At 68.2% G+C, this 12,737-nt stretch carries 9 protein-coding genes and 1 pseudogene; 4 read left to right on the top strand and 6 right to left on the bottom strand.

From position 1 onward, the window contains the following. Positions 1–3: 3 nt before the first annotated feature. On the bottom strand, positions 4–1,170 hold the full coding sequence (sucC, locus tag OHA40_RS19925; protein ID WP_330228418.1) for an ADP-forming succinate--CoA ligase subunit beta: 1,167 nt from the start codon (positions 1,168–1,170) through the stop codon (positions 4–6). Between the two features lie 995 nt (positions 1,171–2,165). On the opposite strand from sucC, the pseudogene OHA40_RS19920 reads away from it, so the two are divergent. Beyond that, a pseudogene (locus tag OHA40_RS19920) lies at positions 2,166–3,023 on the top strand (M23 family metallopeptidase); the annotation flags it as partial. A gap of 149 nt (positions 3,024–3,172) precedes the next feature. Here OHA40_RS19920 and OHA40_RS19915 read toward each other — a convergent pair. Together OHA40_RS19915 and pcrA are read right to left on the bottom strand one after the other, a co-directional pair. After that, the gene (locus OHA40_RS19915; protein ID WP_330228416.1) at positions 3,173–3,598 is read right to left on the bottom strand and encodes a hypothetical protein; all 426 of its coding nucleotides are present in this window, start codon (positions 3,596–3,598) and stop codon (positions 3,173–3,175) included. 90 nt (positions 3,599–3,688) lie between these two features. Then, positions 3,689–6,274 carry a DNA helicase PcrA gene (gene pcrA, locus OHA40_RS19910; protein ID WP_330228415.1) on the bottom strand — a complete coding sequence of 862 codons (2,586 nt, stop codon included), beginning with the start codon at positions 6,272–6,274 and terminating at the stop codon, positions 3,689–3,691. Between the two features lie 384 nt (positions 6,275–6,658). On the opposite strand from pcrA, the gene OHA40_RS19905 reads away from it, so the two are divergent. Beyond that, positions 6,659–6,952, top strand: a complete 294-nt coding sequence (locus OHA40_RS19905; RefSeq protein ID WP_330234280.1) for a chorismate mutase — start codon at positions 6,659–6,661, stop codon at positions 6,950–6,952. 180 nt (positions 6,953–7,132) lie between these two features. Here OHA40_RS19905 and OHA40_RS19900 read toward each other — a convergent pair whose 3' ends face one another. Then, entirely contained in the window at positions 7,133–8,587 is a 1,455-nt protein-coding gene (locus OHA40_RS19900) for an NAD-dependent succinate-semialdehyde dehydrogenase (protein WP_330228414.1), read from the bottom strand. A gap of 141 nt (positions 8,588–8,728) precedes the next feature. On the opposite strand from OHA40_RS19900, the gene pgi reads away from it, so the two are divergent. Further along, positions 8,729–10,366 carry a glucose-6-phosphate isomerase gene (gene pgi / locus OHA40_RS19895; protein WP_330228413.1) on the top strand — a complete coding sequence of 546 codons (1,638 nt, stop codon included), beginning with the start codon at positions 8,729–8,731 and terminating at the stop codon, positions 10,364–10,366. A gap of 77 nt (positions 10,367–10,443) precedes the next feature. On the opposite strand, the gene OHA40_RS19890 is transcribed toward pgi, so the two are convergent. Beyond that, on the bottom strand, positions 10,444–11,127 hold the full coding sequence (locus OHA40_RS19890) for a nucleoside/nucleotide kinase family protein (protein WP_330228412.1): 684 nt from the start codon (positions 11,125–11,127) through the stop codon (positions 10,444–10,446). 46 nt (positions 11,128–11,173) lie between these two features. After that, positions 11,174–12,088, bottom strand: a complete 915-nt coding sequence (locus tag OHA40_RS19885; protein ID WP_330228411.1) for a LysR family transcriptional regulator — start codon at positions 12,086–12,088, stop codon at positions 11,174–11,176. Positions 12,089–12,159: 71 nt separating this feature from the next. Here OHA40_RS19885 and OHA40_RS19880 point away from each other — a divergent pair, with 71 nt between their 5' ends. Next, positions 12,160–12,591, top strand: coding sequence for a nuclear transport factor 2 family protein (locus OHA40_RS19880; protein ID WP_330228410.1), 432 nt, complete (start codon positions 12,160–12,162; stop codon positions 12,589–12,591). The last annotated feature ends 146 nt before the right edge of the window (positions 12,592–12,737 follow it).

Raw genomic sequence — 12,737 nt, 5'->3', positions numbered from 1 at the left:
TCGTTATCGGGCGGCTGCCAGTTCGGCGGCCTTGTCGGCGCCTTCGTCCATTGTCTGCGCCAGCGTCACCAGAGGGTGCGCGGCATCGACGAGAATCTTGCGGCCCTCGTCGACCCGGTTGCCGTCGAGACGGACCACCAGCGGCTTGTTCGCGTTGTCACCCAGGATCTCCAGCGCCTTCACGATGCCGTTGGCGACCGCGTCACAGGCGGTGATGCCGCCGAACACGTTGACGAACACGCTCTTGACCTGCTCGTCGTTCAGGATGACGTCCAGACCGGCGGCCATCACCTCGGCCGAGGCGCCGCCGCCGATGTCCAGGAAGTTGGCGGGCTTCACGCCGCCGTGACCCTCGCCCGCGTAGGCGACGACGTCCAGCGTGGACATGACCAGGCCGGCGCCGTTGCCGATGATGCCGACCGCACCGTCGAGCTTGACGTAGTTGAGGTCGTTCTCCTTGGCCTTGAGCTCGAGCGGGTCGGTCGCGTCCTTGTCCGCGAACGCGACGTGGTCCTCGTGCCGGAACTCGGCGTTCTCGTCCAGGGTCACCTTGCCGTCCAGCGCGAGGATCTCGTCCTGCGGGGTGCGCACCAGGGGGTTGACCTCGACCAGGGTGGCGTCCTCGGCGACGAACACCTCCCACAGCTTCTGGATGGTCACGGCCGCGGCGTCCAGCACGTCGGCGGGCAGGTGGCCCTGCTCGGCGATCGAGCGCGCGAACGCCAGGTCGACGCCCTTGACCGCGTCGACGGGAACCTTGGCCAGCCGCTCCGGCTTGGTCGCGGCGACCTCTTCGATCTCCATGCCGCCCTCGACCGAGCACATGGCCAGGTAGGTCCGGTTGGCCCGGTCCAGCAGGAAGGAGATGTAGTACTCCTCCGCGATGTCCTTGGCTTCGGCGACGAGGATCTTCTTGGTGATGTGGCCCTTGATGTCCAGGCCGATGATGTTCTGCGCGTGGGTGAGGGCGTCGTCCGGGGTGGCGGCGTACTTGACGCCACCCGCCTTACCGCGGCCACCGGCCTTCACCTGGGCCTTGATCATCACCGGCTTGCCGATTTCCTCCGCGATGGCGCGGGCTTCCTCGACCGTGTCAGTGACGCGGCCCTCGGACGAAGGCACTCCGTGCTTAACGAAGAGCTCCTTCGCCTGATATTCGAAGAGATCCATGTACTCACCGTCTCGTCTGCGTTGTGATGACAACGTCTTTGTTGGCGGCCCGACGTCGGAAGCGGGTCGGGTCGGACTTTAACCAGTCACATGGAGGCCCAATCGGCCACGTACATCCTAAGTGGCGCAGGTCACGGACCGGTGCCGAGGGACGGCAAAAGCGCTGGCCAACACTACTGGCGAGTAGGTTGCCGGTGGCGCGCCAGGTAGAACCGCCGAACCCGGAAGCAGGCGGGCATCTACTACAGCTTGTCGTCGAACAATCTCTCGGGCGTGCCCATACCGCAGTGAGATATTCCGCACGGTTAGAGTGATCAATCTCACATGTTTGTTACGGACTGTCCGCACCGCTTGTGGGGGCGCAATCGTTTCGTTACCGTAATTGCGGTCGATGTCACAACACGGTCACGACTAGGAGGACGGCAAGCTTTGACGCAGCACAGCGCTCCGCCGCAGGAGAGCCGCTCCGCAGCCGACCGATCGACGCCGCTGACCAGCGGATATCCGAGTTTTCCCTGCTTCACGATGTGGCACAGCCGATGAACCATCGCTCCACCTTCGCTTCCGATGATCGCGTGCGGTCCGGACATCGTTACCGCCAGGACGACGAGCCCTTCGGCACGCCTGGCGGGCATGCCGGTCCCTCCATCGACGGGCATCGAAATTCGCTCTACGGCGCGGCCCCGCAGGCCGACTACGACTTCCAGGCAGCAGCGGGCCACGGCCATGACTTCGCTGCCGATCACGCGCCGATCGAGGCGGGTTACGACCAGGCGGCCTACCAGAATCCGGGCTACGACCAGGCGGCCTACCAGACGCCCGGCTACGACAACTCCTGGGCAGACAACTCCTGGGCCACGAATAGCACGTGGGCCCAACAGGATTGGTCGCAGGAGAACTCCTGGCCCGACGGCGGCGCGTGGAATTCCGGCGGCGCGTGGGCCGAACAGGAGCCCTGGGCCCCCCACGAGACAACACCGGCGTCCGAGGACACCGGCTGCTGGGCTCCAGAAGAAGCCTGGGCGCACGAGACCGCCGAACCCGAGGCGACCGAAACCGGGAGCGACAGCCCGGTCGTGCCGACGGTGATCCCCGCCCGCCGCGCCGGGAGCAAGCGTGGTGGCGCGCACCGTGTGCCCGCACCTCCCGCCGCCCTCAAGGGCCGCGCCGCGGTCGCCGCTGTCGCCGCCGGTGCGGTCGTCGCAGCCGGACAGGCCGCGTTCGCCTCGACCGAGCAGCCGTCGCAGACCGTCGACTACGAAGCCGCGGGCCAGATCCACGAGATCGCCGCCCAGTCGGTGAACGTGGCCGACCCGAACGCCTCGCCGGAATCACCTCAGGTACTGAACGTTTCGGCGCCCGCCAATCTCGAACAGTTCAACGACATCCTGCAGAAGGGCCAGAAGTACGCCGAGGACCTCGCCGCACAGGAGGCCGCGAAGCTTCGCCCGCTGTTCCACAAGTTCTTCGCCGCGGGCAACTTCACCTCCGGTTTCGGCGCCCGCTGGGGCGTGCAGCACCTCGGCATCGACATCGCGGGCCCGATCGGCACTCCGATCTACGCGGTCGCCGACGGCACCGTGATCGAGGCCGGTCCCGCCGCGGGCTTCGGCATGTGGGTTCGGCTGCTCCATGATGACGGCACCGTCACCATCTACGGCCACATCGACACCGCCACGGTCTCCCAGGGCCAGCGCGTGCTGGCTGGCGACCAGATCGCCACGATGGGCAACCGCGGCTTCTCCACCGGACCGCACTGCCACTTCGAGGTCTGGTTGAACGGCGTCGACAAGGTCGACCCGCTCCCCTGGCTGGCCTCCCGCGGCATCAGCCTGGGCCCACAGCGCGACTGAGCGACCCCCGCACCGTTTGTCCGCATGCGGGGACCCTGCGCCACTTCACCGAGCACGGGATGCCTGTGCCTCCGCTACCTGGGGACGCGGGCGCAATTCGGGAATGCCCGTACCGTTCAGCCGTAGGGGGGAGCCTGCGACGCAATCCCTTACGGTGCGGCCACGATCGCGAGGCCGAGCAACGCAACCACTTTGGCGACCTCCACACCGATGTACCAGTAGTGGGCGTGCGAACGCGGCAGGTCTTCGCCTGCCAGAATCCGGTCGGCGCGGCGGGTCAGAGGCGGGCGTACCACAAGGATCTGGAGGGCCAGAAGCGTCAAGGCGACGCCCAGCCAGGACCAGGTGGCCGGGCTGGACGCCACGATCAGTGCGGCGAGCACCAACAGCGCGGCGAGCGCGACCTCGGCGGCGTTCAACGCGCGAAACACCAGGCGACCGATGCCGAGACCGAGCGGAAGCGTCACGCCGGGCGCGCGGAACTTCAACGGCGCCTCCAGGAACGAGATGGCCAGCACCATGCCGAGCCACAGCATGGGCAGAAGCCACAGGATGTGCTGCGCGACCGTGTCCATGCCGCGGACCCTACCGGTGCGGCGCGGCCACCGGCAGGGCCGAAAGGCCCGGTCGCACAGACCGGCCCATCCTGGGCGCTACCTGCACGCTCAGAGCTTGACCAGCGTCCGGCTGTACTGCGGGATCAGCCGGATCTTGCCCGCGGTACCGAAATCGATCGTCACGGTGGCCAGCGGCCCGAAGCCCTCGGCGGCGATCACGCGGCCGAGGCCATATTTGTCGTCGCTGACCCGATCGCCCACGGCGAGCACCAGGTTCGCGTTGTTGCGCGTCGCGCCGCCGGGCGCGGGCCTGCGCGGCCCACGGTCCCGCAAGCCCGGCCGTGGCTCCGACCACCCGTCGCCCCGCGTCCAGTCCCGCTCCAACCCGTCGTCGTCACCGCCGCGCCGCCGGATACCCCTGGCTCCGGGCGATCCGGCCGGCTCGAGGCGCTGCCAGTCGATGAGATGCCCCGGGATCTCCTGCAGGAAGCGCGATTCCGGGTTGGAAACCGGCTGCCCCCAGCCCGAACGCACCACCGCGCGCGACAGATACAGGCGGCGCCTGGCTCGGGTGATGCCGACGTAGGCGAGGCGGCGTTCCTCGGCCAGCTCGGTCGGATCGCCGAGCGCACGCATGTGCGGGAATTGCCCGTCCTCCCAACCCGTCACGAACACCACGGGAAACTCCAGACCCTTGGCCGTGTGCAGCGTCATCATCGTGACGACACCGGAGCCCTCTTCCGGAATCTGGTCGGTATCGGCCACCAGCGAGACCCGTTCCAGAAACGCGGCGAGCGAACCCGGGTCGGGCTCGCCTTCGCCCGCTTCGGGCACCAGCCCCTCCTGCCGGGCCGCCTCCGCGTCGTTGTGCGCCTCGGAGCTGAATTCCCGTGCGACGCTGACCAATTCGTTGAGGTTGTCGAGTCGCGCGCCGTCCTGTGGATCGTCGGACCCCTCCAGCTCGGCGCGATAACCGGTGCGCTCGAGCACCGCCTCGACCACATTGCCCACATCGGGAAAGTCGGACTCCGCCCGTTCGCCCGCAGCCCGGATCTCGTCGAGCAGGTCGAGGAAGCCCGCGATGGCCCGCTGTGCGCGGGTGTTCAGCAGCGCCACCTTGCCCTCCGCGGCGTCGCGCAAGGCGGCGGCGAAACCGATCCCGCGCTGTTCGGCGTGCACCGCGACGCACGCTTCGGCTCGGTCGCCGATGCCGCGGCGGGGCGTGTTCAGGATGCGGCGCATGCTCACCGCGTCGTCCGGGTTCTCCAGCACGCGCAGATAGGCGACCACATCGCGCACCTCTTTGCGCTCGTAGAAGCGGACGCCGCCGACCACCTTGTAGGGCAGTCCCATCCGGATGAAGATCTCTTCCAGCGCGCGAGAGTTGTTGTTGGTCCGATAGAACACCGCGACGTCGGCGTAGTTGGCCTCGCCCTGGTCGACCAGGCGGTCGATCTCGCGCGCCACGAACGACGCTTCGTCGTGCTCGTTGTCGGCGACGTAGCCGGTGATCAGATCGCCCTCGCGGGAATCGGTCCACAGCTTCTTGTCGCGCCGGTTCTCGTTGCGCGAGATCACCGCGTTGGCGGCGGAGAGGATGTGCTGTGTGGAGCGGTAGTTCTGCTCCAAGAGGATGGTTTCCGCGTCGGGGAAATCGCGCTCGAACTCCTCGATATTGCGGATGGTCGCGCCACGGAAGGCGTAGATGGACTGGTCCGCGTCACCGACCACACACAGTTCGCTCGGCGGCACCCGGTCCTCGGGCCGGTCTTCTCCGTCGTCCCCGTGGTGCCCGACCAGCTCACGCACCAGGACGTACTGCGCGTGGTTGGTGTCCTGGTACTCGTCCACGAGGACGTGCCGGAAACGGCGACGGTAGTACTCGGCGACCTGCGGATGGTTCTGCAGCAGCGCCACCGTCTCGCCGATCAGGTCGTCGAAATCCAGCGCATTCGCAGAACGCAGCCTGCGCTGGTACTCGGTGTAGACCCTGGCTACCAGGCCGGGCAGCTCGGCGTCGTCGGATTCGGCGTCCGCGGTGGCGCGGGCCGGATCGATGAGTTCGTTCTTCAGATTCGAGATCGCGGTCGCCAGCAGGCGCGCCGAGTACTTCTTGGTGTCGATGTCCAGATCGCGGCTGATCATGGTGAGCAGGCGGCGGGAATCGTCGGCGTCGTAGATCGAGAAATTCGAATTCAAGCCGGGCAGCAGCGCGGCCTGGGTACGCAGAATCCGGACGCAGCTGGAATGGAACGTGGACACCCACATGGCGTTCGCGCGCGGGCCGACCAGCCCGCTCACCCGCTCCCGCATCTCCGCGGCGGCCTTGTTGGTGAAGGTGATGGCGAGCACCTGGCCGGGAGTCACGCCACGGGCGGCGAGGAGATAGGCAATGCGCCGGGTGAGCACGGCTGTCTTGCCCGACCCCGCGCCCGCCACGATCAGCAGCGGCGAGCCCGTGTGCACGACCGCCGCACGTTGCTGCGGATTGAGGCTGTCGAGCAGTCGTTCGGCCTCCTCGGCGCGCCGCTTCTCCCGCTCGACGCGCTGTTGTTCGCGCTCGGCGTCCGACGGCGGCGCCTCCGGCACGGCGGCGCGCTGCGGGCCTTCCGCTTCGTTCCGGGGCGGTTTCGATGTCGGGTCCGGGTGCACGAGCCGACCGGTCTGCGTCTTGGGAGCCACCGTGATGTCCATCGTCCATCCACGCTACCGGCGGGCACCGACAGAGATGAAGCCCCTGGCGCTTCGGTATCCGTTCGGCAGCGGCTCGGCGAACGCGGGATGAACCCCCACTGGTGGGAAGCCGGACCGAAACGACCTGGGCGTCTCGGGCGATTCACAAATGTAGTTGTTTTGCATACCTCCCAGGCCGTGGCAGACTGGCGGCATGCTCAGCGCTCTCGCGACACGTCCGCTTCGGTTGACCGCCGGATGTCGGGATCGCGGAGCCTATGCCTGAGCGCACCTTCCTGGGGGGACAATGCAAGGCCCCACCAGGTCTGTTTCACGGTGAAAGAACCGATCGGTAACGAGCCGAGTGCACCCTCCGATCCATGTTCTGACACGAGGAGATGAATGATGAGCACCCCTGCCACGACGACCGGATCCGATTCGGCGCTGCCGCAGACCGAGGCCGAGATCGACAAGCTCCGCAAGGAGATCGACCATCTCGACGCCGAGATCCTGGCCGCGATCAAGCGCCGGACGGAGATCTCCCGGATCATCGGCCGGACGCGGATGGCGTCGGGCGGGCCGCGCCTGGTACACAGTCGCGAAATGAAGGTGCTGGAGCGCTTCAGCGAACTCGGCCAGGAAGGCCACACCCTCGCCATGCTGCTGCTTCGTCTCGGCCGCGGTCGCCTCGGCCACTGAGAACCGCGCGGCGCTCGCAAGACCGTCGCATCCCACAAGGCCGCCCCGGGTGTGCACACCCCCGGGGCGGTCGTTTCATGTCCGGATTCGGTGTGCCTGTCGGTGGCCCGGGGTAGGCTCCGCCCGCATAGATCCGCCCGTGGGGGCCGCGACTCGTGCTGACCACCCCCGACACACCGCTCAGGTGAGGGCGATGTACTTGGTGGACAGGTACTCCTCCATACCCTCGATGCCGCCCTCTCTGCCGAAGCCGGACGCCTTGACCCCGCCGAAGGGGGCGGCGGGATCGGAGATGACGCCGCGGTTGACGCCGACCATGCCGGATTCCAGCCCCTCGGCGATCCGGAGGGCGCGATCGAGGTCCCGAGTGTAGACGTAGCTGACCAATCCGAATTCGGTGTCGTTGGCGGCGGCGAGCCCCTCCTCCTCGGTCTCGAAACCGATGATCGGGGCGACCGGGCCGAACACTTCCTCGCGCAGAATCCTGGCTTGCGGCGGTACGTCGGCGAGGATGGTGGCCGGGTAGAACCAGCCGGGGCCGCCGGGCGCCTTGCCGCCGATCAAGACCTGTGCGCCTGCCGCGACGGCGTCGTCCACCAATTCGCCCACAGTCTGGAGTTGGTCCTCGTTGATCAGCGGACCGAGTGTCGTGTCGGGGTCGGTGCCCGGCCCGAGCCGCACCTTGCTGGACATCGCCTCGACCAGCTTGGCGGTGAACTCCGCGCGGACGCCGTTCTGCACGTGGAATCGGTTGGCGGCGGTGCAGGCCTCGCCGCCGTTGCGCAGCTTGGCCAGCATCGCGCCCTGCACGGCCGCGTCGAGGTCGGCGTCGTCGAACACCACGAACGGGGCGTTCCCGCCGAGTTCCATGGAGGTGCGCAGCAGCCGGTTCGCGGACTTCTCCACCAGCTTCCTGCCGACCTCGGTGGAGCCGGTGAACGTCAGCTTGCGCAACCTGGGATCGTCCAGCAGCGGTTGAGTCACCGCGCTGGAGCGGCTGGTGGTGAGCACCGAAAGCACGCCGTCGGGCAGGCCCGCTTCGCTGCACAACTGGGCCAGCAACAGCATGGTCAACGGCGTCGCGGAAGCGGGCTTGACGATCATCGTGCAGCCCGCGGCCAACGCCGGGCCGATCTTGCGCGTGCCCATGGCGAGCGGGAAGTTCCACGGCGTGATCGCCAGGCAGGGGCCCACCGGCTGCTTGTGCACCATGATCCGCCCGGTGCCGGACGGCGCGTGCAAGTAGCGCCCGTGCACTCGCACGGCCTCCTCGCTGAACCAGCGGAAGAATTCGGCGCCGTAGCGCACCTCGTTGCGGCTCTCCGGCAGCGCCTTGCCCATCTCCAGGGTCATCAACAGCGCGAACTCCTCCGCACGGGCGGTGATCCGATCGAACACCTTCCGCAGGATCTCGCCCCGCTCGCGCGCCGAGGTGGCCGCCCATTCCTCTTGCACCGCGACGGCGGCGTCGAGGGCGCGCAACGCGTCCTCCGGCGTCGCGTCCGCGACCCGCGTCAGCACCTCCCCCGTGGCCGGATTGTGCACCGGGAAGGTTCCCGCGCCGGTGGCGTCGACGGGTCCGCCGATCCACAGCCGCGTCGATACGGATTCGAGAAGTTCACGTTCGGACACCATGGATCCAGCCTATTCCGCGGGGCCGGACGAAGTCGGTCGACAGCGCGCGCCGGGCCGAGCGACGGCGAGGCAAACCGACCGTGCCGCTCCCCGCGGACGGTCGCGTGCGCGCGGCCGTGCCTGCTTGTACTCTCGGCGAACGTGAGCAGCGACATCACCGCGACGGCGGCATGGCGGAAACTGCACGATCACCACGAGGCCGTCGCCGGACGACACCTCAGGGAGTTCTTCGCCGACGACCCGGCCCGGGGCAGCGAGCTGACCGTCCAGGTGGGGGACCTGCACATCGACTACAGCAAGCACCGCGTGACCAGGGAAACCCTGCACCTGCTCGTGGAATTGGCGCGGGAGGCGGGCGTGCCGGAGCGCAGGGACGCCATGTACCGCGGCGAGCACATCAACACGTCCGAGGACCGCGCGGTCGGCCACATCGCGCTGCGGCTGCCGAAGGGCGAGAGCATGATCATCGACGGCGTCGATGCGGGCGCCGAGGTGCACGAGGTGCTGCGCCGGATGGGCGAGTTCACCGATGCCCTGCGCTCCGGCACGTGGCGCGGCGCGACCGGCGAGCGCATCGAGACCGTGGTGAACATCGGCATCGGCGGTTCGGATCTGGGCCCGGTGATGGTGCATCAGGCACTGCGCCACTACGCCGACGCCGGGATCGGCGCCCGGTTCGTCTCGAACGTCGACCCCGCGGATCTGGTCACGAAGCTGGACGGGCTCGATCCGGCCACCACGCTGTTCGTCGTCGCGTCCAAGACGTTCTCCACCCTGGAGACGCTGACCAACGCTACGGCGGCCAGGCGCTGGCTGGTCGCCGCGCTCGGCGAAGCCGCCGTCGCCAAGCATTTCGTCGCGGTCTCGACCAACGCCGAGCGGGTGGCGCGCTTCGGCATCGACACCGACAACATGTTCGGCTTCTGGGACTGGGTCGGTGGCCGCTACTCGGTGGCCTCGGCAATCGGCCTCTCGGTAATGGCGACCGTCGGCAAGGAGCGTTTCGCGGAGTTCCTCGCCGGAATGCACACCGTGGACCGGCATTTCGCCACCGCGCCGCTGGAGGTCAACGCGCCCCTGCTGCTCGGCCTGCTCGGCGTCTGGTACTCGAACTTCTTCGGCGCGCAGTCGCATGCGGTGCTGCCGTATTCGAACGACCTGGCCCGCTTTCCCGCCTACCTGCAACAGCTGACCATGGAGTCCAACGGTAAGTCGGTGCACGCCGACGGCTCTCCGGTTACCACCGCCACGGGCGAGATCTTCTGGGGCGAACCGGGAACCAACGGCCAGCACGCCTTCTATCAGCTGCTACACCAGGGCACCCGGCTGATCCCGGCCGACTTCATCGGTTTCGCGCGGCCCACCGACGATCTGCCGACCAGCGACGGCACCGGCAGCATGCACGACGTGCTGATGAGCAATCTGTTCGCGCAGACCAAGGTGCTCGCCTTCGGCAAGACCGCCGAGGAGATCGCCGCCGAGGGGACCGACCCGAAGCTGGTGCCGCACAAGGTGATGCCGGGCAACCGTCCGTCCACCACCATCCTGGCGCCGCGGCTCACCCCGTCGGTCGTCGGCCAGCTCATCGCCCTCTACGAGCACCAGGTCTTCGTCGAAGGCGCCATCTGGGGCATCGACAGCTTCGATCAGTGGGGCGTCGAACTCGGCAAGCAGCAGGCGCTCGCGCTCGCCCCGTTGCTCACGGCGGAGAAAGATCCTGAGCCGCAGGACGATTCGTCGACCGATTCGCTCATCCGCTGGTACCGCGCGAACCGCTGACCCATAGCCGCGGCCGGTGGCGCTGCGGTGGTCCGTGCGGCCTGTGCACGTAGTACCTCGGCGCGCGCCCGACCGCTTCAGCGTTCACGGACCGTGTAGCGCCCCGCGCGCTCACGCAGCACCACGTCGGCACGTGCGCTCGTGGTGGCGACCAGCTCCGCGTTCCGTAGGTCGCTGTCGCGCACCTTCTCTTCGGCTGCCGCGGGCGTGCGCCCGCCGCGAATGTGCCTGCGCAGCAAGCGGTCCTGGATCACCGGTCGCGCCGCATCCAGGTACCAGCACTCGTCGAGCAGTGCGCGGACCGCCGACCATTGCCGGGTTTCGAAGTCATCCAGCAGCAGATAGTTGCCCTCGGTGATCACGAGGGGCTGACAGTCGAAAACCACGCCACCGGATACCGGCGCATCGATCGTTCGATCGAAGGTGGGCCAGGCCACCGGCTGGCCAAGCGGTGTACTCCGCAGTCGCCGTAGTCCCGCGACGTACCCGTCCACATCGAACGTGTCCGGCTCCCCTTTTCGCGTGAGACTTCCCGTGGCCCGCAGGACATCGTTGGCCAGGTGGTATCCGTCCATCGGCGCGATCTCGGCGACGGCACCGCCCACCTCGGCATTGATCGCATCGCGCAACGCGACCGACAACGTGGACTTGCCCGCGCCCGGCGGCCCCGCGATGCCGAGCAGATACCGTCCGTCCCCGGCTCGCTCCAGCACCCGCCGCACCAGCCAACTCAACGGTCGCTCGACGAACTCCCCTGCCACCGCCGCCACACTACCGCTGCTCCGAGTGCCCGCCCCTCGTCACGCACTACCGAAGCCGTTGGCGGACCCGGGCGGATAGCACCGCCGCGTGGTCACGCAGCGCTTCGGCGAACACCTGCCGGAGTTCCAGGGTGTCGCGGTCACGGCGGTGGGCGATGACGGTTCGGCGGACCGCGGACGGGTGATCGATGCGGAGGAGCGCGATGGTCGAGGGTAGAACCGGGACCGCGATGCCGGGGACCACGGTGACACCGAGTCCTGCCGCAACGAGGCCGAGTTTGGCGAACCAATCGCGGGCGACGAACGCGATATCCGGTTCCCATCCGGGGTCGCGCCAGGCGCCGAGCAGGGTAGAGCCGGACTCCTCGCTTCCGGCGATCCATCGTTCCTCGCGCAACATCGCGGGGGTGGCGCTGGTGGCGCCCGCGAGCGGGTGTGTGGGCGCGAGCGCGACGAGCAACGGATCATCCAGCAGGGGTTCGATCTCGACACCAGGAGGCGGAGCGTCGGGCGCGGTCACCACCGCTACGTCGAGTCTTTCCCGGGCGACGGCAGTGAGCAATCGGGGACTGAGCCCCTCCCGCAGCGATATCCGCGCACGCTGGTCGCCGGCCACCGCGGCGATCGCCTGCGGCACGAGGGCGGCCATCGCGGTCGAGAACGCGCCGACGCGTAGCCGACCCGATGGGCGCGCTTCCAGGTTGCGGATATTGTGCCGAGCGTTTTCCAGCTCGCCGAGCACCATCTCGGCATGCCGCACGACGATCCGTCCCGCGTCGGTGAGTTGGACGCCGCGGGGGTGACGCTCGAACAGCGCGCACCCGGCCGCCTGCTCCATCAAGGCGATCTGACGGGACACCGCGGACTGCGTGTAGCCGAGATTCTCCGCGGCAGTGGAGAACGAGCCGCAGGTGGCCGCCTCCCGCACTACGCGCAGGCCGACGACCGTGAATTCACTCATGCGAATTACTCATACCAGCTATGCATGACTTTCGCTTGTCGCATGAGTATCCGGCCCATAGCGTCGGCGGCATGAGTGAGCGAAGCGCGCGAGCAATGGACACAGCCGCGAGCGAGAACAAGAAGCTGCTCGAGGACATCTTCGAGCAGATGGCCCTCGGCAACACCCGCGCGCTGAGCGACGCCATGGCCGACGATTTCCGCTGGGTGTTCCCCGGCGACTGGTCCTGGAGCGGCGCTTGGGAACCGAAATCCACTGTGCTACACGAACTCCTGCGTCCGCTCATGGCCCAGTTCCGCGAATACCGCAGTGCCGCCGAGGTGATCGTCGCCGAGGGTGACCGCGTCGTGGTGCAGGCTCGCGCCCACGCCGTGACCATCCGCGGCGAAAACTACGATCAGACCTATTGCTTTGTCTTCCGCGTCGCCGAGGGGAAGCTGCGCGAAGTGGTGGAGCACTGCGACACGGCGTTGGTCGAACGGGTGCTGACCCGGCCCGCCTGACACCTGACACACGTCGCCGCGGCGGAACCAGGCGATCTCGCGGGAGAATCCGCCCGGCCCCGCACAGCATGCGACGGCAGGACAGCCGCGCCGGCTCGGGACGCCGCGCTGTCCACGAGGGTCGAGCAGGTCGACACCCCGGAAGC

Source organism: Nocardia sp. NBC_00508 (genome assembly GCF_036346875.1).
Lineage (GTDB): Bacteria > Actinomycetota > Actinomycetes > Mycobacteriales > Mycobacteriaceae > Nocardia.
Note: the sequence above shows the minus strand (reverse complement) of the source record. Positions and strands in the feature narration are given on the sequence as shown.

Excerpts from the sequence above, each read along its gene's own strand:
- sucC (WP_330228418.1), bottom strand. The coding sequence starts at position 1,170 with ATGGATCTCTTCGAATATCAGGCGAAGGAGCTCTTCGTTAAGCACGGA.
- OHA40_RS19915 (WP_330228416.1), bottom strand. The coding sequence starts at position 3,598 with ATGGACACGGTCGCGCAGCACATCCTGTGGCTTCTGCCCATGCTGTGG.
- OHA40_RS19880 (WP_330228410.1), top strand. The coding sequence starts at position 12,160 with ATGAGTGAGCGAAGCGCGCGAGCAATGGACACAGCCGCGAGCGAGAAC.
- OHA40_RS19905 (WP_330234280.1), top strand. The coding sequence starts at position 6,659 with ATGAGCACCCCTGCCACGACGACCGGATCCGATTCGGCGCTGCCGCAG.
- OHA40_RS19885 (WP_330228411.1), bottom strand. The coding sequence starts at position 12,088 with ATGAGTGAATTCACGGTCGTCGGCCTGCGCGTAGTGCGGGAGGCGGCC.
- OHA40_RS19900 (WP_330228414.1), bottom strand. The coding sequence starts at position 8,587 with ATGGTGTCCGAACGTGAACTTCTCGAATCCGTATCGACGCGGCTGTGG.
- pcrA (WP_330228415.1), bottom strand. The coding sequence starts at position 6,274 with ATGGACATCACGGTGGCTCCCAAGACGCAGACCGGTCGGCTCGTGCAC.